Here is a 19,627-nt window from a genome sequence, read left to right as displayed (position 1 = left end):
GAGCGCACGGCGAGGAAAACGGTTGCGTCGCCGGTTTTCACCGGCGAAAGCGCGAATTTTCACTCGCGCGCCTGCGCGGAACTCAGAATGGGAATTGGATCAGCTCGACGGCGTCGGCGCTGACTTTGATCATCGATCCTTCGACGTGCCAGGCACCCAGCACCGCGCGATGGGCTTCGCCGTTGTTCAGCGCCAGCCGGTGCACCGCCGGGCGATGAGTATGGCCGTGGATCATCCAGTGCACGTCGTGGCGCAGCATCGTTTGCTCGACCGCCTGCGGGTTGACGTCCATGATGGCTTCCGACTTGTACTGGTTGGATTGCTGGCTGCGGGCGCGCATGTTGGCGGCGATCTTCAGTCGCCAGCGCAGCGGCAGCGCGAGGAACAATTTTTGAATCAGCGGGTTGTGCACTTTACGGCGGAATTGCTGATAGGCTTGATCGTCGGTGCACAGGGTGTCGCCGTGCAGGATCAGGATCCTGCGGCCATACAGCTCCAGCACTTTTTCTTCCGGCAGCAGCTGCATGCCGCTGGCGCGGGCGAAGCGCTTGCCGAGCAGAAAATCGCGGTTGCCGTGGATGAAATAGCAGGGCACGCCGGCCTGTTCCAGCGCTTTGAGCGCCGCGGCGATCTCCGCGTGCAGCGGCTCGGGATCGTCGTCGCCGATCCAGGCTTCAAACAGGTCGCCGAGGATGTACAGCGCGTCGGCGTGCACCGCTTCGCGCCGTAAAAAACGCAGAAAACCGGCAGTGATTGCCGGTTCCTGTGCGCACAAGTGCAGATCTGCGATGAACAGCGTACTCATGCAGCCGCGATTACTCGCTGACGGTCACGCTGTTGATGACGACGTCTTCTACCGGTACGTCCTGGTGCATGCCGCTGCGGCCGGTTTTCACGCCTTTGATCTTGTTGACCACGTCCATGCCTTCAACCACTTCAGCGAACACGCAGTAGCCCCAGCCCTGCACGTTTTCGCCGCGGAAGTTCAGGAAGTCGTTGTCAGCCACGTTGATGAAGAACTGTGCGGTGGCGGAGTGCGGATCGTTGGTGCGCGCCATTGCCAGGGTACCGATGGTGTTTTTCAGACCGTTGTTGGCTTCGTTCTTGATGGTCGCGTTAGTCGCTTTCTGGTTCATGCCCGGTTCGAAACCGCCGCCCTGGATCATGAAGCCGTTGATCACACGGTGGAAGATGGTGTTGTCGTAGAAACCGGCGCGGCAGTAGTTCAGGAAGTTTTCAACGGTAACCGGCGCTTTGTCAGCAAAGGTCTTGATAACGATATCGCCGTGATTGGTGTGGAAAGTAACCATAGTTTTAATCCTAACAAGGTGAAGTGAGACGTCACGTAAAGCGAGTGAACATTCAGACCGCCCTTATAACATATCCGCCCCAGCGAGTCAGCAGCGGCTCAACCGCGCACTGTCTGTGGTAATTGCATTTGTGTTATATTATAACAATTGTGCCGGCCGGCGAATTTCGCGCATTTTATTCGCGTGAAGTCAGCAAAGCTTGGCCTTAACCTTGCAATAGATCAGGCTTCAGGTTTCAATACGCTACCGGGCGTAAAACCTGAAGCCCGGTTATCTTTTTTGTTATCACGCACACCACGGAATCTCCCGATGCTAAAGATTTTTAATACCCTGAGTCGTCAAAAAGAGGAATTCAAACCCATTCATGCCGGGAAAGTGGGCATGTACGTGTGCGGGGTAACCATCTATGACCTGTGTCACATCGGCCACGGTCGTACCTTTGTCGCTTTCGACGTGGTGGCGCGTTATCTGCGCTATCTCGGCTATTCGCTGAACTACGTGCGCAACGTCACCGACGTAGACGACAAAATCATTCGCCGCGCGGCGGAAAATCATGAGACCTGCGACCAGCTGACCGAACGCATGCTGGCGGAAATGCATGCCGACTTCGACGCGCTGCTGATCGATCGCCCGGATCAAGAGCCGCGCGCAACCCAGCACATCGCCGAGATCATCGAGATCACGCAGCGTCTTATCGATCGCGATCACGCTTACGTGGCCAGCAACGGCGACGTGATGTTCTCCATCGACAGCGATCCGCAATACGGCCTGCTGTCGCGTCAGGATCTGGATCAGCTGCAGGCCGGCGCGCGCGTGGAGATCGACGACGTGAAGCGTAACCCGATGGACTTCGTGCTGTGGAAAATGTCCAAGCCGGGCGAGCCGAGCTGGCAGTCGCCGTGGGGGCCGGGTCGTCCGGGCTGGCATATCGAATGCTCCGCCATGAACTGCAAACAGCTGGGCACCCACTTCGACATCCACGGCGGCGGTTCCGATCTGATGTTCCCGCACCACGAGAACGAGATCGCGCAGTCGAGCTGCGCCCACGACGGCCCGTACGTCAATTACTGGATGCACTCCGGCATGGTGATGATCGACAAAGAGAAGATGTCCAAATCGCTGGATAACTTCTTCACTATCCGCGACGTGCTCGGCCATTACGATGCGGAGACGGTGCGTTACTTCCTGATGTCCGGGCACTATCGCAGCCAGCTGAACTACAGCGAAGAGAACCTTAAGCAGGCGCGCACCGCGCTGGAGCGCCTCTATACCGCGCTGCGCGGCACCGACGCCGATGCCGCGCCGGCCGGCGGTGAAGCGTTCGAAGCCCGCTTCCGCGAAGCGATGGACGACGACTTCAACACTCCGGAAGCCTACTCGGCGCTGTTCGATCTGGCGCGCGAAGTTAACCGCCTGAAGAGCGAAGACATGGCGGCGGCCAACGGCATGGCGGCGGAGCTGCGCAAGCTGGCGAAAGTGCTCGGCCTGCTGCAGCAAGAGCCGGAGCAGTTCCTGCAAGGGGGCGCACAGGTTGACGACGGCGAAGTGGCGGAGATCGAAGCGCTGATCAAACAGCGTAACGAAGCGCGTGCCGCCAAGGACTGGGCGCTGGCGGACGCCGCTCGCGATCGCTTGAACGAGATGAACATCGTGCTGGAAGACGGGCCGCAGGGCACCACCTGGCGCCGTAAGTAAGCCGGCCGAAGTGAAAACAAAAAAGGCGCTGAATTCAGCGCCTTTTTCTATGGCTGCAGGTTAGGGTTTAACCATGACCTTGCCGCCGTTGAACTCCACCACCTGATCGGCGACGATCTTGCAGCGCTTGCGGGTTTCGACCTTGCCGTCGACTTTCACCAGCCCTTCGGCGATGACTTCTTTGGCGGCGCCGCCGCTTTCACACCAGCCCTGGAACTTCAGCAGATCGCACAGTTCGACGTGGGGATGATTGTCCAGATTGAAAATTTCCATACTGCCTTACTTATTTAGGTTGAACGTCGTGATATTCCTCGCAGGCCTGCAAGGTATTTTGGATCAGTGTAGCCACGGTCATCGGGCCAACGCCACCCGGCACCGGGGTGATGTAGGCGGCGCGCTCGCTGGCGGCGTCGAAATCGACATCGCCCACCACTTTACCGCTTTCCAGACGGTTGATGCCGACGTCTACCACGATGGCGCCCGGTTTGATCCAGTCGCCCGGGATGAAGCCCGGTTTACCGACCGCCACCACCAGCAGATCGGCGTTCTCGACGTGGTGACGCAGATTTTTGGTGAAACGGTGGGTGACGGTGGTGGTGCAGCCGGCCAGCAGCAGCTCCATGCTCATCGGGCGGCCGACGATGTTGGAGGCGCCGACCACCACGGCGTTCAGGCCGTAGGTATCGATGTTATAACGCTCCAGCAGGGTGACGATGCCGCGCGGCGTGCACGGGCGCAGCTTGGGCGCGCGCTGGCACAGGCGGCCGACGTTGTAGGGGTGGAAGCCGTCGACGTCTTTATCCGGATGGATGCGCTCCAGCACCTTGACGTTATCGATGCCGGCCGGCAACGGCAGCTGCACCAGAATGCCGTCGATTTCCTCATCGGCGTTCAGCTGGTCGATCAACGCCAGCAGCTCGGCTTCACTGGTGGCAGCGGGCAGGTCGTAGGAGCGGGAGAGGAAGCCGACTTCATCGCAGGCGCGGCGCTTGCTGGCGACGTAAATTTGCGAGGCCGGGTTCTCGCCGACCAGCACAACCGCCAGGCCTGGGGCGCGTTTGCCGGCCGCCAGACGTTGTTTCACTTGCTCAGCCACTTCGTTTCTAACCTGCTGCGCAATCGTTTTACCATCAATAATCTTTGCTGACATCAGTGTGGAAATCCATCAATTAAGAAAAGCGGGGATGCCGCTATTCTGTCAGAAGCTGAGCGCGCTGTCAGGCGCAGAATCACCCTCGCCGCCGTTGCCGAGGCCGATTTATGCCTTTTTTATGCCGGCTTCAGGAACCTCTACGCCATTTTTACCGGCATTTGCATACGCTGGGGCCATACACAGGGCGAAAGAGGGCAGGATCATGAGAGCGATAACCCGGCTTTATCCGTTGCATCACCAGCCTGGCGAGCAACCGGCGCAGCCTAAACACGTGGGGGAGACGGTGTTCGATTCTTCGCTGCATCCGGCGGACAGTGAGCAACTCACCGCGCTGCATCAGCTCGGCAAGCATGAGGCTGCGCCGTCGTGGCGGGCACGCCTGAATGCGCTGTGGCGGAAGTTATGCGTATGAAGGGCTGCGCCTGGGCAGGCTGTACGCTGTTGCTGGTTTGGGCATCGGGGAGCCAGGCTTCTTTAAACAGCGCACGCCCTAACGTTGCATGGGTTGAAAACGTGGCGGCGACTTGCAACACACGGGTGATTGAGCATGCCGATTGGGGGGACATTGCCGCAGTGGTGATGTCTGCTCGCCTCTGCCAGCGGCGGGACAACGGGCGGCAAGGGCGTGAGCACGCGCCGATTTACGTAGGCGCCGGGCTGGCTCAGCGTAACGGCGCCCGTTGACGAGAACCCTCGCCGCGCGGGCGCTGGTGGAAAAAACGCCATAAAGCACGGCCGCCGCCGTAACGTCATGAAAAGGCATTGACTCGCTAACCTCTGACCGTATAATCGCAACCCGCAGCCGCAGGTTGCCGCATCTCAATGCGCCCTTAGCTCAGTTGGATAGAGCAACGGCCTTCTAAGCCGTAGGTCATAGGTTCGAATCCTATAGGGCGTGCCATTAACACTTCTCCTGATGTCTACTACAGTCCATAAATCCCCCGTATTTCTGCAAGTTCTCGATTATTCCTATGTCTGCTCGCATTTATTGATAGCACTTCTTATTTTATTGTATTGGGATATTGTTATCAGGTATATGACGTACAGATGTCCTAAATAAGCGACGCGTAGAGAGGCCTGACTCTTATCTCAAGTATGACAAGAATAATGTCAGTATTTTACTTCGTGATTTTTCGACCTGACTCTACTTAGACACCCGATCGTTTAGACGAGAGAAGGATTAACTCGGTACACGATATGAATGGGAAGAATTTTCCCATGATGATTAACTTGTTATATTATTTTTTGTCATTGTGCTTCATTTTTATTTTTCCGGGAGAGATGCCATAGCATTTTTTGAAGCTCCTAATAAAGGATTGTTGAGTCTTGAATCCTACAGCACAAGAAACAGCAAATACGGATAATTTTGTTGTAGAAAGCAAGTTATAAGATTTTTTTAATTTTCTTTCAAGAATATAGTCACCAAGGTTTTTTCCCGTATGTTTCTTAAATAACCTTTGAAAGTGCCAGTTTGAATAGCCTGATACCTTGGAAATGTCTGCAAGACTGATGCGATGTTCAAGGTTGTTTTCTATCCAACTCATGATCTCTGTGGTGATTTTTTTTTGAAAGCAAGTGTTTTCTTTCATGATATGCCTGAGTCATATTTTCAATTGATTATGCGTGTTTTTTTAATTGATCTATTTTAAATCTAATTATTGCAATTGAGTTTATTCTTTAAGGAAGTTGGATTAAAGGGCTTAGCATATGCTGCCCTTTGTGATGTTATCATGCTTAGCGCATTGTTTCTTTATGTGATAAAACAAGTGCGCAGGTTGAAAAAATAAATCCAACCGCCCAAAAAAGAGGCCCTAAAATCCCTGGCCAAATAGGCGTGTAACCAGGGATTAGAATGTAAATAATAAAGCCAATATCAGTGGCGCTGACAACGGCTAAATTTATCCACCATCCTCTGATGTCATTGCGCCAATTCAAGAAAATAGACGTCAAGGCAGCGCAAAGTGCAAAGCAAAATAAATTCCATGCATCTTGTTCTACTCGCCCACTTGCCATTCCTGGTGGCATGCTATCGCCTAATTTATAAACTCCCCAGGCAGCTTGAAAATGTAGAAGAGCCCAGATGAAATAAGCAATAGCCCCCCCTTTGGCGAACCAGGAAGATAAGTCTTTTTTCTGCATTGTCATGATACCTCAAGTTTGTTAATTATCGATCATCAACTGTTGACGGCATTCCTATTTACCACTCACTGCTTTTTAAAACTCTGGCTGGGCAGTGTAATAAATATATTTTCTTTTGTTGCTAGTGTTTTAAATGTATTATATGAGTCTGGAAGTATGGCTAATTATTTATGACAAAAACAATCCGATTGAAAAACGTCCTGTGTTCGCTGGTTGTTTTTGATGATGCAATGATGTGACTGAGGATATAGTTTTTAATCAGGTTATATCCTCAATCGTTATATCGCTCTCCCTGTATCAAATTTCCACTGTCGCACCACTGGGATCGGCTTTGATATGGTAGGTTCCACTCTCGCGAAAACTTCGTACTGTGGCGAAGGTATCTTCCATGAACTGTACGAAAGTTAACTTACCGTCCTTGGCGCGAGCCAAAATCGAGAGGGGGGAGGTGACCGTCTTACCCAAAACAGTAGAGCGATAAGTAAAATAACCGAAGACGGCAGCACCGTCGGCATTCTCAAAAGTGTCCTGTAATTCGAATGCCAGTGTAGACCAGTAGGCGTTCACATCCTTGAAGGTCTGGACCAAGCCTTCGGTTCCTGCTGTCGTCCCTGCCCAAGGCATGATGGCTTTTAGTTCCGGATGTTCATAATTGAGTGAAACATAGATGAAATTGTCCGCCGTAAATTGGCGGACATGCTCGAGATCCGCGGGTTTTTTCAGAAGGTCCAGCAGGAGAGCCAAAGGGCTGCTGAACGTGGCCGGCTTCGCGAGGCTACCAGCCTGCGCTTCTTTTATGTTAGCGGTTTTCTTGTAGACGTTTGACATGGTCTCCCCTTATTCCGGGAACGGCACGCTGAAGTGTGCCGTTCCCTTCAATAATCAATCTTCTGCTAAGACAGTTCTCTTGTCTTTTCCAATATGGTGCGCTGAATCGCCGAGTATGGTTGGCTGGCCAGACAGTGTTGACACGACGGCCAGAGGATTCTTCAACCAGCAATTTGCCAACCGCATTTTAGCCTTTGAAATCTTTCTCTGGATTAAAGCCGTCCCAGTTCTCGAATACGTCCATGAAACCAGGAACGGTCTCTTGGCGAGCCCAGTCTCGCTGCAGCTCGCACCAGAGCTGTGTCTTGGAAATCAGTTTGCCACCCGCTTGTTCGACGCGGCGTAGAGCCAACTCATGAGCCGCTACTGAAGTTCCGCCGATGGCGTCGGCGACGACATAGACCTCGTACCCTTCCCTGAGTGCATCCAGAGCGGGGAAGGCCAGGCAGACTTCGGTCCAGAGTGCCGTCATGATCAACTTCCGCCGTCCAGTTGCCTGCACTGCCTGCTTGAATTCGACGTCTTCCCAGGCATTAACCGTCGTACGATCAATAACGGGGTCATTAGGGAGTAGCGCCATGATCTCTTTAATTGGCGGTTTGTTTAAGCCCGTCGCAATATTTACCGCCGAATGAATAATAGGTACGTTATAATTCTTCACAGCTTTAATGCTATGGGTGATGTTGAAAACCAATTCCTTTTGGTCCATCGAACGGATCGAACTCACCTGAATGGGTTGATAGTCGATCACGATGAACACGCAGTTCTCAGGGGTCAGGAGGTGGTCAGCCTTAGGATCACGGATAGATTCACTGGTCATTAGATAACTCTCTTTCACGTTACAGATTAGGTTAGACTCATCGCAATCGCGATAGGCCAAAGAAGGGATCTCAATATCGCCTTCAATGAAAGCAATCTTAATTGGGGTCATGTAATTGTGAGATATCATGCTAAGTCGATACAGCGGGCCCGACAATCCCAATTCCGGAGAACATATTGTTCTCATTTTTGGGCTGTGAGAGTAGATCGTAACTTTAGTTGGGTGGGTTTAAGTCCTCGTCATTCACCCAGTCCTATCGCTGTACTTAAATAAGAGAACACAGTGTTCTTTTATTGAGGCTTTCTAATTTTTGTAGAGGAGGTAATGTTTGTCCTTTGTGGGGAGAAAGAACCGTCAGCACAAACGAACATTGTCATCTGCAGTAACGACAGTCATTCCATTGCAAAGAGCGAGTAGATCATGACCCATATCATTGGAATTTCAGGAAGTCTTCGCAGCGCTTCCTTTAACCATTCACTTCTTCAGGCTGCAGTGCAATTGGCACCCGAGAGCGTGACTCTGGATGTTCGTCGAATCAATGGGATACCGCTTTATGATGCCGATGTTGAAGTTAAATCTGGCATTCCCGCTTCTGTTGTCGAATTGAAGGAGGCGATCGCGGTAGCCGATGGCGTGCTCCTTGCCACCCCTGAGTACAATAATGGTATTCCAGGGGTATTCAAAAACGCCATTGATTGGGTTTCACGTCCAGACAGCGATATACGACGCGTTTTCGGCGGAAAACCTTTCGCCTTGATTGGTGCATCGCCGGGGGGATTTGGCACAATCCTATCTCAGGATGCTTGGCTACCCGTGTTGCGAGCACTTGGAACCCGACCTTGGTTCGGCGGACGGCTTCTCGTTTCCCACGCCAACCAACAATTCGACGTCGATGGCAATCTGACCGACGAGTCGACGCGTCTTCGCTTGGAGGGATTCTTGAGTGGGTTCGTGGAGTTTATTCGTTCGAACGAGCCTTCCATCCGTTAGAGAGCATCGCGCTACCCTGGATCCAGCAGCGCCTGCGCATAATACATTTTTCGGCATCGTCTGACGTGGGGGGCGGAAAGCGTGCGTCTCGATGCCGTTCCTCGAGAGGAATAGCGGTCGCTAAGTGATGCCGTATCATTGTGATTGACATATTTGGAATTGAAAAGGTTGCGGAAGCATGGCCGATCGCTTTGAGGAACTGAAAACTTATATTGCTGTTGTTGAGGCTGGCGGTTTTGCGGCGGCTTCAAAGCGCTTGGCCTTGGCTAAATCTGCGATCAGTCGCCGCATACGAGATTTGGAAATTCGACTTGGTGCCCCGTTGCTGAACCGGAGCACCCGACAGATCCATCTGACGGACACAGGGCTGAAGTTTTATGAGCAAGCCAAACGCATACTGACTGAGTTGAATGAGGCTGAAAATGCCGTTGGAGGGCGACATAACGATTTACAAGGGCGGTTGCGAATCGCCGCTCCCGTTTCGCTGACCGTACATTGCCTTAGCCGGGTGGTTGGTCAATTTATCGAGGCGAATCCGAATCTGGCACTGGAGTTTGATGCCGACGACAAGATGGTTGACATCATTCGTGATGGATTTGATCTCGCCATCAGGATTTCTAAATTGCGCGACTCTTCCTTGGTAGCCAGGCGGATCACAACCATTCGCCATGTCTGTTGCGCGAGCCCGTCTTTGCTAGATCGGTACGGTCGTCCAAATAGAGTGGAAGACTTGGCGGCATTGCCGGGCATTCGCTATAGCAACGTTGAAGAAAGTTATTATTGGCGCTTTGCTGGCGGTCATACGCCAATGGTGAAATCGCGGCTCTGTTTTTCCAACGGTGATGCTGTTCGTGAGGCCGCCGTCGCGGGTTTGGGGATCGCTATGTTGCCCACTTTCATCGCGCATGAGGCGATCAGAAAAGGTGAGCTCGAAGTTGTATTACGTGAGCATATGCGTCCTCCCATTGGTATGTATGCGGTTTTTCCTTCATCACAAAACATGCCTGCGAAAATGCGCGCATTCATTGATTTTTTACTTGCTAATTTCAGTGATGAGCCTTTTTGGGATCGCGATATATTGACCAATGAGAGATGAATCGCTTTGAAAAGAAGGCGTTTGCTTGAAAGTCGAATTACTCTAGCCGTTATGCTGCCGTCTTTCTGAATGAGCGCGAGGCTCTCGACCCGCCGCCAATTGAACCTTCGTTTAGTTTGTCGCGCTACAATAGGCGAAAATTTCCCCATGGAGCCTATCGTGCGCAAATCCAGATTCTTTCTCGTGACCTTGCTGTGCCTGTGCGCCGCCGCCGTGCTGTACGTGATGGCATATCGGGCGCTGGGGCATTACCTCAGTGACGGCGAGAAGGCCTACCCGGATATCAGCGTTGAAATTCGCTGAGAGCCGTGCGGCCTGAAGGGGACTGCGCCGACTTTTTCGCACTGATTTACCCGCCATTTACCCGCCGTCGGCAATGATGACGCTGCGTCTCCACATTGTGTGGTTCTCTTGGGCGGAATGCGGTTATGTCACTGCAGCAGGTTTCGAATGTCTCTTTAAGCAACAACGGCTTAAAGGGCATCGATTACAAACATTATGCGTTGGTGATCGTGGCGTTTTCGGCGCTCGTACGGTCTATATCCTTAACCGACAGGTATTTTTGGTGCGATGAAGCCTCCAGCGTGCTGACCAGCCGTTACGATGTGGGCGCGTTGCTCTATCACGCTTCTTTCGATGTTCACCCGCCGCTTTATTACCTGCTGTTGCATGGCTGGATGGTGCTGTTTGGCGATGGCATTCTGGCGGCCCGCTCGTTGAGCCTGACGTTCGGCGTGGTGACGGTGGCACTGGCGATGCGCTTTATCCGTTGGCTGGCCAATGAACGGGCGGCGCTGATCGCGGGCTGGCTGATGGCGATCATGCCGATGGCGGTGCGCTACAGCCAGGAGGCGCGCATGTATGCGCTGATGGGGCTGCTGGCGATCGCCGCCGCCATGGCGTTGGCGAAGTGGCTGAAAACGCCGGATAACCGCCGTTATCTGGCGTTGTATGCGCTGTTGATGACGCTGAGCTTTTATACCCATTACTTCACGATTTTCACGCTGATCGCGCATTGGCTGGTGGTGTTGGCGCTGTCGTGCCGCCGCGAAGGCGAGTGTTATATCAAGCGACCGGCATGGTGGCTGGCCAATGCGGCGATCGGGGTGGCCTACATTCCCTGGCTGCTGGTGTTGTTCAATCTGCTGGCGCATATCGCCGAGCTGAGGGTCGGCGGCGACGTCGGTTGGATCCCTCAGGTTTCCTGGAGCGATCTGCCGGCGATGTTCTGGCGTTTTCTCACCGGCCATGATGGCAGCAACTATCCCACGATCATTCTCTGGCTGTTGCCGGCGATGTTTGTCGCTTTATGTTCACTGCTGCTGTGGCGGCGCCAGATGCCGAGAAAATTCTCTCTGTTGTTGCTTGGCGGGATTCTGATCCCGGTGACGCTGGTATTCGCCATTTCCTGGCGTTCGCCGCTGTTTGTCGATCGCTATCTCTATTCCGCCGCGCTCGGCATTCCGCTGGTGTTGGGCGTGCTGATCGCCGGAACGAAAAACCGGGTGCGCGGGATCTCTTTGCTACTGTTCTTCAGCCTGCTGTTCGGCTACGGCGTACGTAACGACTACCCGGTCGAAAAAGATGAGTTCAAGGTGATGGTGCACTATATCAACAGCCACTATCAGCCTAACGATGCGGTGGTGGTCAGCAACATGTTCAACTACCTGAGCTATGTGTATTACAACAAGCAGGGCTACCGCGCCTTGCTGTATACCCCGGCCAGGCCCAATGGTATCTCGGGTAAGCCCAATGCCTATGGTTTCGGTACCTTTTTCCACGATCGGGCGGCGCAGACCTACGTCGATAAGCTCAGCGTTTTATCGAAAGGCCATCGCCGGGTCTGGCTGGTCAGCGGCGGGGATTTCAATCAGGACTTCGGCCGTTCGCCGCAGGGGTGGGTCAATACCGTTACCTTCAAGAGCGGCGGGTTCGAGTCGCGCCTGTTCGTGGTGCGTTGAGCAAAATGTCATATTTCCCATTCGGCGTTACATCTGGCCGAGCAAACTTACGCGGGGATGACAGTTCTATACATTGAGATTGGTACTGTAGCTCTACCCGATGATGTTGTGTGTTATCCATTCCCTGTAGTGTATTACCCCATCCCTGTTAAGTTTATCCCGCCTTGTGCGGGATTTTTTTTATCTGAGCATGCCTGGCGGGGTAACGCGATTTTTTTGAATAACACCGTCAGTTTTATTCGGTATTCAGTCGCTGTGCGCTTGATTAGATTGAACGCGAGAGGGGCGCCGTCGGCGCCTTTGTGCAATGAGTGGAGAATTTCTATGGCGAAGACAGTAGTGGTGTTTCATTCCGGCTACGGCCATACCGAGCGTTTGGCGAAAGTGGTGGCGGAAGGCGCCGGGGCGGAACTGATCGCCATCGATCAGAACGGCGATATCAGCGACGAAGCCTGGCAGACGCTGGATGAGGCGGACGCCATCATCTTTGGTTCGCCGACCTATATGGGCGGCCCATCCTGGCAGTTCAAGAAATTCGCCGACGCCAGCTCCAAAGCCTGGTTCGGCCGCAAGTGGCAGGATAAAGTGTTCGGCGGTTTTACCAACAGCGCCAGCCTGAACGGCGACAAGCAGGTGACGCTGATCGCGCTGCAGACGCTGGCTTCGCAACATGGCGGCCTGTGGGTCAGTCTGGGGCTGCTGCCGGCCAACACCAAATCGGCGCAGCGCACCGACGTCAATAACCTGGGCGGTTCGGTGGGGCTGTTGGTGCAAACGCCGTCGGATGCCGGCGTGGATGAGATGTTGTCGGGCGATCTGGCGACCGCCAAGCTCTATGGTCAACGCGTGGCGGGCTTTGCCGCCAAACTGGCGTAAGACCTATCGTGTAGATGGGACGGCGGTGCGGTTGAACGGATGCCGCGTTCATTTTCTCTGCACAATTGGCGTGTAACCTGCGAAATGTTATTAGCCTGCTTGGGCTAACACTGCATTTCGTACAAATATTCCCGGTTCCTAGGCCGGGTTTTTTGTTGCTAAGGTCTGCTTAAGCTTTCACCGCTATACTGCGCGTCAGCACGGTCATGCAATGCATGGCCGTGTCGTAACTGTCGATTTGCTGTTGTTCAAGCAAGCCCGCTTCATGCGGGCTTTTTTTGGGTTGTTATTGCACAGGCGGCCCAGTTGCAGGAAAATAATCGCGTAGTCATTCAAATATCATTCAACGAGCAATAACCACAATCTTATTAATGTAATTAACGTCGGTCGGCGGCCTATTACGCTATGCGCTATGCTGACAGCAGAGCTGAGCATTATTTTCCGACGGTATGCTGGGGAGTCCACCGCCGCCACATTAGGTTAAGAAAAGTCTGTTAATTAATTGTTAATGCTTTTTATTATTGATTTGTCTGGCTTTTTTGGTTGAAATCCGGGTTGATTATCCCTCACTGGCCGGGCGAGAGAGTATGCACATTATTATTCTGGTTATTAGCAAAATATGGGCGAGGCGATGAACGCCAGAATAAACGCCAGGCATGGCCTGCCGCTTACGGTTCAGCTCATCAATCTTTTCATGCTGGCCTTTTTACTTTCCCTGGTGGGCATTCTTAGCCGGCCGATTGGCTCGCTTTCTTTATTTTGGCCGGTGAATGCGATTTTGCTCGGCCTGCTGCTGCGCAAACCCGCTTACGCCACGCCGCTCGGCTGGCTCACGACCTACCTGGGCATGGTTGCCGCCGATCTCAGCACCGGCGAGGGCTGGTCTTTGGCGCTGTGGCTGAACGCCTGCAACATGTCGCTGATCGTCGTCGGTTACGGCATCATGCTGATGTTGCCGCAATCTCAACGGCGCATGGGCAAACCCCAGGCGATACTCTATATGTTCAGCGCCAGCCTGGCCGGTGCGGCGGTGGCGTCGACGCTGTCGGTGCTGCGTAACGACAGCCTGTACAACAATACGGTGGTGGTCGCCTGGTTGGCCTGGTTCAGTGAGCAGTTCTCGACGACCTTGTTGCTGTTGCCGGTGCTGATGGCGGCGCCGCGGTTGAAACAGCTGTTTCGCATGCAGGTGCGTTGGCGCCTGAAAGGCTGCCTGCCGCTATTGGCGCTACTGCTGTCGCTGGCGTTCAGCGTCTATATCGGCGGGCCGGGCGCCATCGCCTTCCCGATCCCGGCGCTGCTGTGGTGCGCAGTGCGCTACCAGTTGTTCCCCGTGACGCTGTTGACGCTGTTGACCGGCATGACCGAGATCAGCAACATTTCAGCCAACCTGGTGCTGTATGAAACGCCGAACAATCACAACGCCTTCCTCGACACCCTGATGTCCGCCCGCTTGGGCATCGCCATGCTGGTGATGGGGCCGCTGATCCTCGCCAGCTCTATCGCCGCCAATCGCAAGCTGATGCGGCGTCTGGAGCACAGCGCCAACCACGATTTCCTGACCGGGGTGCTGGCGCGCAGCGCGATGACGCGCAAAGCGGGCGAGCTGCTGGAGCACAAGCACCGCTCGAAAGAGGCGGTGTCGCTACTGCTGATCGACATCGATCATTTCAAGCAGATCAACGATACGCACGGCCACAGCGCCGGCGATCAGGTGTTGGCGTCGTTCGCGCACATCGTGCGGCGCGAGCTGCGGCACGATCAGCTGTTCGGCCGCTTGGGCGGGGAAGAGTTCGCCATCATGCTGCCGCGCGCGCTGGCGGCGCAGGGCGTGGCGCTGGGGGAGCATCTGCGCCGGTTGGTGGAGCAGGCGGAACTGCAGGCGGAAGGCAAACAGACGCTGAAAATCACCATCAGCGTCGGCGTCGCCAGCCTGGCGATGAACGAAGTGAAATCGCTGGAGCAACTGATGAATATGGCGGATATCGCGCTGTATCGCGCCAAATCGCAGGGGCGTAATCGGGTGGAGTCGTTCAACGTGGTGAACGGCAACAGCGTCGAGCATATTCTGTTCCGCTAACCGTTTTCAGCCTTGCCTGGGCTCGAAGCGGGTTTCGCAATTAGGGCAAATCAGTATCACGTCTTGCAGCATTGCCGCGCATTTTTGCCGGGTAACATAGCCGCATTTAGGGCAGACGATTTGGGTGGAGCGGTTGATAAAACCTTTGACGCTGCTGGAATCGGACATATCAATAGCCTGTGTCAGGTGAAAACTCACGCTAACACAGGCGACGACAAATTTCGTTGGTTATTTTCTGTACGCAGAGGCTTACAGGCTTTTCAACGCCTTGATGGTTTCATCCATGTCGATCTCGTGCTCGGAGAAGGTATGGGTGGTGTTCTGGAAGGTGGTGATGGTCAGCATGCGCAGCGTTTGCATGGCCTGCGCCTGGTCTTCGGACTGCGGGCGAATGCGGTTCATCAGCAGGCCGACCGACAGCACGGTGTTCTCTTTATCCACATCGGCTTTGACCGGCACTTCCTTGGTGAAGGTATTGAAAGACTTGATGCTGGCGATCTTGATTCTTTCATTGGCGATGATGATGTATTTGCTGGGCGCCAACACTTTGACCGCATAAGCCGACGGGCCTTTGGTGTTGTTGGTCGGTTCGAAGGTCACCGCCGCGTTTTTCTTAATCAGCTCCGGATTCTGCACTTTAATCACGTGAAAATAACGATTTTCTCCGTTCTCGTCGGTAATAAAGCCGAAGCCTTTGTCTTCAAAAAAAGTCGTTATCTTGCCGTTCATCGTTATTCTCACAAAAGGGATCAATACAGCGCTTATGATAGCGCGGAATGCCTTGCAGCGACAGATTGCGCGGGCGGCATTTAGTCATGCGATAACGGCATTTAGCGGCTTTCCCCCCACATGCTATGTTCATGCTGACTTCATTCAATGCGAAAAAGGAATATCGATGGGCATCAAACGTCTCAATCACGCCGTGCTGTATGTCAGCGACGTGCGGCAGAGCGCCGACTTTTATCATCAGGTATTGGGCTTCAAGCTGAAGCCGTCCGACAGCCCCGATCGGGCGGTATTTACCCAGGCCGCCGATTCGGACAACGATCACGATTTGGCGCTGTTCAGCAAGAATCTGGGCCAGCAGCGCGCCGGGGTGTTTCGCGCCAACAACGAGCCGCCGGCAGAGCATGAGCCACCGGCCGGGCTGTACCATCTGGCCTGGGAAGTGGACAGCCTGGAAGAGCTGGAGCGCATTCGTCACCAGCTGGCCGAACGCGGCATTCTCGGGCTGGAAGAGGATCACGGCGTGCACAAAAGCATTTATGGCCACGATCCGGACGGGCTGCTGTTTGAGGTGACCTGGTTTATTCCGCCGGCGCTGCTGACCGAAGAGGATAAAAACCAGCAGGGGATCCGTCCGTTGGATTTCGCCGCCGAGAAGCGGCGTTTCGCCGGCCTGTAAGCTGATCAGGTGTGGGGCGCCGCGGCGCCCCGACGATCACAGCACTTTGTTGAGGAAGTTAACGGTGCGAGGGTGCTGCGGCTGAGCCAGCACCTGCCTGGCGTCGCCCTGTTCGACGATCTGCCCGTCGACCATAAACACCACCCGATCCGCCGCTTCGCGCGCAAAGCCGATTTCATGCGTGACGACCACCAGCGTGACGCCCAGATCCGCCAATCCCTTAATCACGTCCAGCACTTCGCCGACCAGCTCGGGATCGAGCGCGGAGGTCGGCTCATCGAACAGGATCACCTTCGGGTTCAGCGCCAGCGCGCGCGCGATGGCGATGCGCTGCTGTTGGCCACCGGAGAGGTGGCGCGGGTAGGCATCCGCCTTGTGACGCAGCCCGACGGTATCCAGCAGCTCATAGGCCACCGCCTTCGCCCGTTCGCGGGAGTGAATTTTGTGCACCACCGGCGCTTCGATGATGTTTTCCAGCACCGTCAGGTGCGGGAACAGGTTGAAGTTTTGGAACACGTAGCCGACGTTGATACGCTGCCGGAGAATGGCCTTTTCCTTCAGCTCGTACAGCCGGTTGCCCTTGCGGCGGTAACCGACGTAGTCGCCGTCGATGCGGATAAAGCCTTCGTCCACGCGCTCCAGGTGGTTGATCGCCCGCAGCAGCGTCGATTTGCCCGAGCCGGAAGGGCCGAGGATCACGGTCACGGTGCCCGGCTGCAGCGTCAGGCTGACGTCGTCCAGCGCCTTGTGTTTGCCGAAAAACTTGCTGACATTGCTGATTTCGATCAGGCCGCGCGCCGGCACCGGGGTGAGATTGCGCGCCGGCTGCTCGGGCAAGGCGTAATAATCAATGGCTTCAGACATGCGGGTCTCCTAACGTTTTAGCCAGCCGGCCAGTTTCTGCCAGGGCGTCGGCGGCAGTTCGCGCACCGCGCCCCGGGCGAAATAGCGTTCGATGTAGTATTGGATCACCGACAGGGCGGTGGTGATGAACAGATACCAGACGGTGGCCACCATCAGCAGCGGTATCACCTGCTGGGTGCGGTTATAGATCACCTGGATGGTGTAAAACAGCTCCGGCAGCGCCAGCACATAAACGATCGAAGTGCCTTTCGCCAGACTGATGATCTCGTTGAATCCGGTCGGAATAATGGAGCGCAGCGCCTGCGGCAGAATGATGCGGAAGGTGCGGCGATAGCCCGGCAGGCCCAGCGCCGCCGCCGCTTCGTGCTGGCCGTAATCCACGCCCAGGATGCCGCCGCGGATGATCTCGGCGGTATAGGCGGACTGCACCAGCGTCAGGCCCAGCACCGCCACGGCGAACTGGCCGAGGATATCGATGGTCGGGTAGCTGGCGAACACCACCGAGGTAAAGGGAATGCCCAGCGAGATGGCGTCGTACAGATAGGAAAAGTTATACAGGATGATCAGCACCAGGATCAGCGGCAGCGAGCGAAACAGCCAGATATACCCCCAGGCCAGTGACGCCAACAGGTAAGAGCGCGACAGCCGCGCCAGCGCCAGCAGGGTGCCGAACAGGATGCTGAACAGCGTGCCGAGCAGCGTCAGCAGCAGAGTTTGCCCCAGCCCGGCCAGCACCGCCGGGGCGAAGAACCACTCGGCGAACACGCCCCATTCCCAGCGCGCGTTGCCCGCTACCGATTGCACGATGGCGGCCAGAATAAACAGCGAGAACAGGGCGCCGATCAGCCGCAGCGGATAGCGGGCGGGCACCACTTTCAAGACTTCTTGTTTGGACATGTCATGTCTCCTGACTACAGATAAAGGGGGTTTAGGCGATTTTCCTTTCCGACGCGCAACAACACGCGTCCTCTGCAATCAGGCTTTTGCGGAACGGCAGGCGGCCATCGTAGGGCGGGTGGCTGTAAACCTCGCTGTCAACGGTGGGATCGAACTGCGGCTGATAACCGTTGCTCAGGTACAGGCCCACCGCTTCGGGCTGGCGAAAGCCGGTGGTCAGGTAGAGCCGGCGATACCCCTGCGCCAGCGCCAGCGTTTCCAACTGCTGCAACACCCGCTGCGCCAGGCCCTGGCGGCGCAGATCGCCCCGGGTCCAGATGCGCTTCAGCTCGGCGGTTTGCGCGTCATAGCGTTTGAAGGCACCCATGGCGATCGGCGCACCGGCGCGCAGCAGCACGATGAAGGCCCCTTGCGGCGGTGCATACAGGTCCAGCGGTTCCGGTTCCTGGTCACCAAAATAGTCGCCGTAACGCTGGCGATACTCGCCGAACAGCCCCTCGATCACCGGGGCGATCAGCGGGTCGGTCGGCAACGTCTGAATGAAGGTGTCTTGCGTCATTGCGCGCTCCTAATCGCCCAGGCCGGGCGGGTTGATTTCCGACTGCGCAAGGCGTTCGACGCTCTCGCCCCAGCGATTGAGCACCTGATCGTACTGTCCGCCGCGGATCGCGCCGTTCAGCGCTTCGTTCACCGCCTGCACCAGTCCGTTGCCTTTACGGGTGGTGACGGCGATGTGCGCCGCCTTGGGCCAACCGCCTTCCACCGTGCCAGCGAGCCGGGTGCGGCCGTTCAGCGCCGCTTTATAGGCGCCCAGCACGTTCGGCCCGAAGTAGGCGTCGGCCCGGCCGGACTGGATCGCCAGCGTGGCGGCCGCATCGTCGGTCACGTAGATCGGCTGGAAGGGTTTGAGCCCCTGTTGCCGGTTCTGTTTGTCCCACGCCAGCAAGATGGCTTCCTGGTTGGTGCCGGAGCCGACGATGATCTTTAATCCGGCGATATCGGCAGGCTGTTTGATCGTTGCGATCTTGCCGCCGGTTTTGACGTAAAAGCCGAGCGAGTCGATGCGGTAGGTGGCGAAGTCGAAGCGGGTTTTGCGCTCTTTGGTCACGGTGACGTTGGTGATGGCCGCGTCATACTTGCCGGAAACCACCCCCAGCGGCCAGTCTTCCCACGACGTTTGCACTACGTTCAGCTCCAGGCCCAGGCTGTCGGCCACCAGCTGCGCGATATCCACTTCGCTGCCGATAAGCCGCCGGTTGTCGGCAGCGAACAGTGCCAGCGGCGGCGTGTTGAGCGCGGCGATTGCAACGGTGAATTGGCCCGGCTTCACGAAGTGGAAATCGGCCGGCAGTTTGGCGATCGCCTGCGGGTTTTTCGGCGCGTGGATCGGGGTTTCATTGGCCTGTAAATCGATGCCGGTGCCCGCCTGCGCGGCGCCGGTCAGGCTCAGCAAGGCCGCCACGAGAGCGGCGGTAACGGTTTTCTGCATAGCGGGTATCCCTGAAAACGATCT

General features: G+C 55.6%; 23 protein-coding genes and 1 tRNA gene. 10 read left to right on the top strand and 14 right to left on the bottom strand.

The genetic code is table 11. From position 1 onward, the window contains the following. Positions 1-82: 82 nt before the first annotated feature. Together AC2CGQ_RS19600 and ppiB are read right to left on the bottom strand one after the other, a co-directional pair. Entirely contained in the window at positions 83-805 is a 723-nt protein-coding gene (locus AC2CGQ_RS19600; protein WP_172574532.1) for a UDP-2,3-diacylglucosamine diphosphatase, read from the bottom strand. A gap of 10 nt (positions 806-815) precedes the next feature. Further along, a complete protein-coding gene (ppiB, locus tag AC2CGQ_RS19595; protein WP_004940183.1) occupies positions 816-1,310 on the bottom strand; it encodes a peptidylprolyl isomerase B in 495 nt (164 codons plus the stop codon). 309 nt (positions 1,311-1,619) lie between these two features. On the opposite strand from ppiB, the gene cysS reads away from it, so the two are divergent. Next, a complete protein-coding gene (cysS, locus tag AC2CGQ_RS19590) occupies positions 1,620-3,005 on the top strand; it encodes a cysteine--tRNA ligase (RefSeq protein WP_015376913.1) in 1,386 nt (461 codons plus the stop codon). 60 nt (positions 3,006-3,065) lie between these two features. Here the strand turns inward: cysS and ybcJ are convergent, their stop codons facing one another. Further along, complete coding sequence (ybcJ, locus tag AC2CGQ_RS19585) at positions 3,066-3,278, bottom strand: ribosome-associated protein YbcJ (RefSeq protein ID WP_015376914.1); 213 nt, start codon at positions 3,276-3,278, stop codon at positions 3,066-3,068. Between the two features lie 10 nt (positions 3,279-3,288). Next, on the bottom strand, positions 3,289-4,155 hold the full coding sequence (gene folD, locus AC2CGQ_RS19580; RefSeq protein ID WP_004940177.1) for a bifunctional methylenetetrahydrofolate dehydrogenase/methenyltetrahydrofolate cyclohydrolase FolD: 867 nt from the start codon (positions 4,153-4,155) through the stop codon (positions 3,289-3,291). Positions 4,156-4,360: 205 nt separating this feature from the next. Here folD and AC2CGQ_RS19575 point away from each other — a divergent pair, with 205 nt between their 5' ends. Beyond that, on the top strand, positions 4,361-4,570 hold the full coding sequence (locus tag AC2CGQ_RS19575) for a hypothetical protein (protein WP_171453459.1): 210 nt from the start codon (positions 4,361-4,363) through the stop codon (positions 4,568-4,570). A 412-nt stretch (positions 4,571-4,982) separates the two neighbouring features. Next, positions 4,983-5,059, top strand: a tRNA-Arg gene (locus AC2CGQ_RS19570). 337 nt (positions 5,060-5,396) lie between these two features. Here the strand turns inward: AC2CGQ_RS19570 and AC2CGQ_RS19565 are convergent. From AC2CGQ_RS19565 to AC2CGQ_RS19550, 4 genes are all read right to left on the bottom strand, one after another. Further along, positions 5,397-5,747 (bottom strand): helix-turn-helix domain-containing protein, encoded by a 351-nt coding sequence (locus tag AC2CGQ_RS19565; RefSeq protein WP_075201918.1) that lies wholly within the window; start codon positions 5,745-5,747, stop codon positions 5,397-5,399. A 145-nt stretch (positions 5,748-5,892) separates the two neighbouring features. Next, the gene (locus AC2CGQ_RS19560; RefSeq protein ID WP_134954104.1) at positions 5,893-6,303 is read right to left on the bottom strand and encodes a hypothetical protein; all 411 of its coding nucleotides are present in this window, start codon (positions 6,301-6,303) and stop codon (positions 5,893-5,895) included. A gap of 291 nt (positions 6,304-6,594) precedes the next feature. Continuing rightward, positions 6,595-7,125, bottom strand: a complete 531-nt coding sequence (locus AC2CGQ_RS19555; protein ID WP_197762514.1) for a nuclear transport factor 2 family protein — start codon at positions 7,123-7,125, stop codon at positions 6,595-6,597. Between the two features lie 187 nt (positions 7,126-7,312). Beyond that, entirely contained in the window at positions 7,313-7,945 is a 633-nt protein-coding gene (locus AC2CGQ_RS19550; protein ID WP_033634142.1) for a hydrolase, read from the bottom strand. A 420-nt stretch (positions 7,946-8,365) separates the two neighbouring features. Between AC2CGQ_RS19550 and AC2CGQ_RS19545 the strand changes: the two genes are divergently transcribed. The 6 genes from AC2CGQ_RS19545 to AC2CGQ_RS19520 all read left to right on the top strand — a co-directional run bounded on the left by AC2CGQ_RS19545 (position 8,366) and on the right by AC2CGQ_RS19520 (position 14,948). Further along, positions 8,366-8,935, top strand: a complete 570-nt coding sequence (locus AC2CGQ_RS19545) for an NADPH-dependent FMN reductase (protein WP_172574533.1) — start codon at positions 8,366-8,368, stop codon at positions 8,933-8,935. A gap of 178 nt (positions 8,936-9,113) precedes the next feature. Continuing rightward, positions 9,114-10,031 carry a LysR family transcriptional regulator gene (locus AC2CGQ_RS19540; protein WP_099982416.1) on the top strand — a complete coding sequence of 306 codons (918 nt, stop codon included), beginning with the start codon at positions 9,114-9,116 and terminating at the stop codon, positions 10,029-10,031. Positions 10,032-10,190: 159 nt separating this feature from the next. Then, positions 10,191-10,334 carry a hypothetical protein gene (locus AC2CGQ_RS19535; protein WP_015376917.1) on the top strand — a complete coding sequence of 48 codons (144 nt, stop codon included), beginning with the start codon at positions 10,191-10,193 and terminating at the stop codon, positions 10,332-10,334. A gap of 125 nt (positions 10,335-10,459) precedes the next feature. Then, positions 10,460-11,992 (top strand): glycosyltransferase family 39 protein, encoded by a 1,533-nt coding sequence (locus tag AC2CGQ_RS19530; RefSeq protein ID WP_172574534.1) that lies wholly within the window; start codon positions 10,460-10,462, stop codon positions 11,990-11,992. A 324-nt stretch (positions 11,993-12,316) separates the two neighbouring features. Then, a complete protein-coding gene (locus tag AC2CGQ_RS19525) occupies positions 12,317-12,868 on the top strand; it encodes a flavodoxin family protein (RefSeq protein ID WP_085336537.1) in 552 nt (183 codons plus the stop codon). Positions 12,869-13,499: 631 nt separating this feature from the next. Next, positions 13,500-14,948 (top strand): GGDEF domain-containing protein, encoded by a 1,449-nt coding sequence (locus AC2CGQ_RS19520; RefSeq protein ID WP_033634141.1) that lies wholly within the window; start codon positions 13,500-13,502, stop codon positions 14,946-14,948. Between the two features lie 6 nt (positions 14,949-14,954). On the opposite strand, the gene AC2CGQ_RS19515 is transcribed toward AC2CGQ_RS19520, so the two are convergent. After that, complete coding sequence (locus tag AC2CGQ_RS19515) at positions 14,955-15,116, bottom strand: YnfU family zinc-binding protein (RefSeq protein ID WP_015376921.1); 162 nt, start codon at positions 15,114-15,116, stop codon at positions 14,955-14,957. An 81-nt stretch (positions 15,117-15,197) separates the two neighbouring features. Continuing rightward, the gene (locus tag AC2CGQ_RS19510; protein ID WP_015376922.1) at positions 15,198-15,677 is read right to left on the bottom strand and encodes a cold-shock protein; all 480 of its coding nucleotides are present in this window, start codon (positions 15,675-15,677) and stop codon (positions 15,198-15,200) included. Between the two features lie 166 nt (positions 15,678-15,843). On the opposite strand from AC2CGQ_RS19510, the gene AC2CGQ_RS19505 reads away from it, so the two are divergent. Further along, on the top strand, positions 15,844-16,353 hold the full coding sequence (locus AC2CGQ_RS19505) for a VOC family protein (RefSeq protein WP_004940041.1): 510 nt from the start codon (positions 15,844-15,846) through the stop codon (positions 16,351-16,353). 36 nt (positions 16,354-16,389) lie between these two features. On the opposite strand, the gene AC2CGQ_RS19500 is transcribed toward AC2CGQ_RS19505, so the two are convergent. Genes AC2CGQ_RS19500 through AC2CGQ_RS19485 form a run of 4 tightly spaced genes read right to left on the bottom strand, consistent with a single transcriptional unit; the run spans position 16,390 to position 19,603 of the window. Next, entirely contained in the window at positions 16,390-17,217 is an 828-nt protein-coding gene (locus AC2CGQ_RS19500; RefSeq protein ID WP_015376924.1) for an amino acid ABC transporter ATP-binding protein, read from the bottom strand. A gap of 9 nt (positions 17,218-17,226) precedes the next feature. Further along, positions 17,227-18,114, bottom strand: a complete 888-nt coding sequence (locus tag AC2CGQ_RS19495; protein ID WP_004940038.1) for an amino acid ABC transporter permease — start codon at positions 18,112-18,114, stop codon at positions 17,227-17,229. A 31-nt stretch (positions 18,115-18,145) separates the two neighbouring features. Then, complete coding sequence (locus AC2CGQ_RS19490) at positions 18,146-18,673, bottom strand: GNAT family N-acetyltransferase (RefSeq protein WP_004940037.1); 528 nt, start codon at positions 18,671-18,673, stop codon at positions 18,146-18,148. 9 nt (positions 18,674-18,682) lie between these two features. Continuing rightward, positions 18,683-19,603, bottom strand: coding sequence for an ABC transporter substrate-binding protein (locus tag AC2CGQ_RS19485; RefSeq protein ID WP_004940036.1), 921 nt, complete (start codon positions 19,601-19,603; stop codon positions 18,683-18,685). Between the last annotated feature and the right edge of the window lie 24 nt (positions 19,604-19,627).

It is taken from the genome of Serratia sp. DFXYC6 (genome assembly GCF_057196085.1).
The sequence above is the reverse complement of the archived record's forward strand: the minus strand, read 5'-3'. Positions and strand labels throughout refer to the sequence as shown.

What these genes read in the sequence shown, in the direction of transcription:
- AC2CGQ_RS19555 (WP_197762514.1), bottom strand. Translation starts at nt 7,125, where the DNA reads ATGTCAAACGTCTACAAGAAAACCGCTAACATAAAAGAAGCGCAGGCT.
- folD (WP_004940177.1), bottom strand. Translation starts at nt 4,155, where the DNA reads ATGTCAGCAAAGATTATTGATGGTAAAACGATTGCGCAGCAGGTTAGA.
- AC2CGQ_RS19500 (WP_015376924.1), bottom strand. Translation starts at nt 17,217, where the DNA reads ATGTCTGAAGCCATTGATTATTACGCCTTGCCCGAGCAGCCGGCGCGC.
- AC2CGQ_RS19520 (WP_033634141.1), top strand. Translation starts at nt 13,500, where the DNA reads ATGAACGCCAGAATAAACGCCAGGCATGGCCTGCCGCTTACGGTTCAG.
- AC2CGQ_RS19545 (WP_172574533.1), top strand. Translation starts at nt 8,366, where the DNA reads ATGACCCATATCATTGGAATTTCAGGAAGTCTTCGCAGCGCTTCCTTT.
- AC2CGQ_RS19485 (WP_004940036.1), bottom strand. Translation starts at nt 19,603, where the DNA reads ATGCAGAAAACCGTTACCGCCGCTCTCGTGGCGGCCTTGCTGAGCCTG.
- AC2CGQ_RS19530 (WP_172574534.1), top strand. Translation starts at nt 10,460, where the DNA reads ATGTCACTGCAGCAGGTTTCGAATGTCTCTTTAAGCAACAACGGCTTA.
- AC2CGQ_RS19560 (WP_134954104.1), bottom strand. Translation starts at nt 6,303, where the DNA reads ATGACAATGCAGAAAAAAGACTTATCTTCCTGGTTCGCCAAAGGGGGG.
- AC2CGQ_RS19495 (WP_004940038.1), bottom strand. Translation starts at nt 18,114, where the DNA reads ATGTCCAAACAAGAAGTCTTGAAAGTGGTGCCCGCCCGCTATCCGCTG.
- AC2CGQ_RS19525 (WP_085336537.1), top strand. Translation starts at nt 12,317, where the DNA reads ATGGCGAAGACAGTAGTGGTGTTTCATTCCGGCTACGGCCATACCGAG.
- AC2CGQ_RS19515 (WP_015376921.1), bottom strand. Translation starts at nt 15,116, where the DNA reads ATGTCCGATTCCAGCAGCGTCAAAGGTTTTATCAACCGCTCCACCCAA.
- AC2CGQ_RS19505 (WP_004940041.1), top strand. Translation starts at nt 15,844, where the DNA reads ATGGGCATCAAACGTCTCAATCACGCCGTGCTGTATGTCAGCGACGTG.
- AC2CGQ_RS19600 (WP_172574532.1), bottom strand. Translation starts at nt 805, where the DNA reads ATGAGTACGCTGTTCATCGCAGATCTGCACTTGTGCGCACAGGAACCG.
- AC2CGQ_RS19490 (WP_004940037.1), bottom strand. Translation starts at nt 18,673, where the DNA reads ATGACGCAAGACACCTTCATTCAGACGTTGCCGACCGACCCGCTGATC.
- AC2CGQ_RS19550 (WP_033634142.1), bottom strand. Translation starts at nt 7,945, where the DNA reads ATGACCAGTGAATCTATCCGTGATCCTAAGGCTGACCACCTCCTGACC.
- AC2CGQ_RS19575 (WP_171453459.1), top strand. Translation starts at nt 4,361, where the DNA reads ATGAGAGCGATAACCCGGCTTTATCCGTTGCATCACCAGCCTGGCGAG.
- AC2CGQ_RS19565 (WP_075201918.1), bottom strand. Translation starts at nt 5,747, where the DNA reads ATGAAAGAAAACACTTGCTTTCAAAAAAAAATCACCACAGAGATCATG.
- AC2CGQ_RS19510 (WP_015376922.1), bottom strand. Translation starts at nt 15,677, where the DNA reads ATGAACGGCAAGATAACGACTTTTTTTGAAGACAAAGGCTTCGGCTTT.
- ppiB (WP_004940183.1), bottom strand. Translation starts at nt 1,310, where the DNA reads ATGGTTACTTTCCACACCAATCACGGCGATATCGTTATCAAGACCTTT.
- ybcJ (WP_015376914.1), bottom strand. Translation starts at nt 3,278, where the DNA reads ATGGAAATTTTCAATCTGGACAATCATCCCCACGTCGAACTGTGCGAT.
- cysS (WP_015376913.1), top strand. Translation starts at nt 1,620, where the DNA reads ATGCTAAAGATTTTTAATACCCTGAGTCGTCAAAAAGAGGAATTCAAA.
- AC2CGQ_RS19540 (WP_099982416.1), top strand. Translation starts at nt 9,114, where the DNA reads ATGGCCGATCGCTTTGAGGAACTGAAAACTTATATTGCTGTTGTTGAG.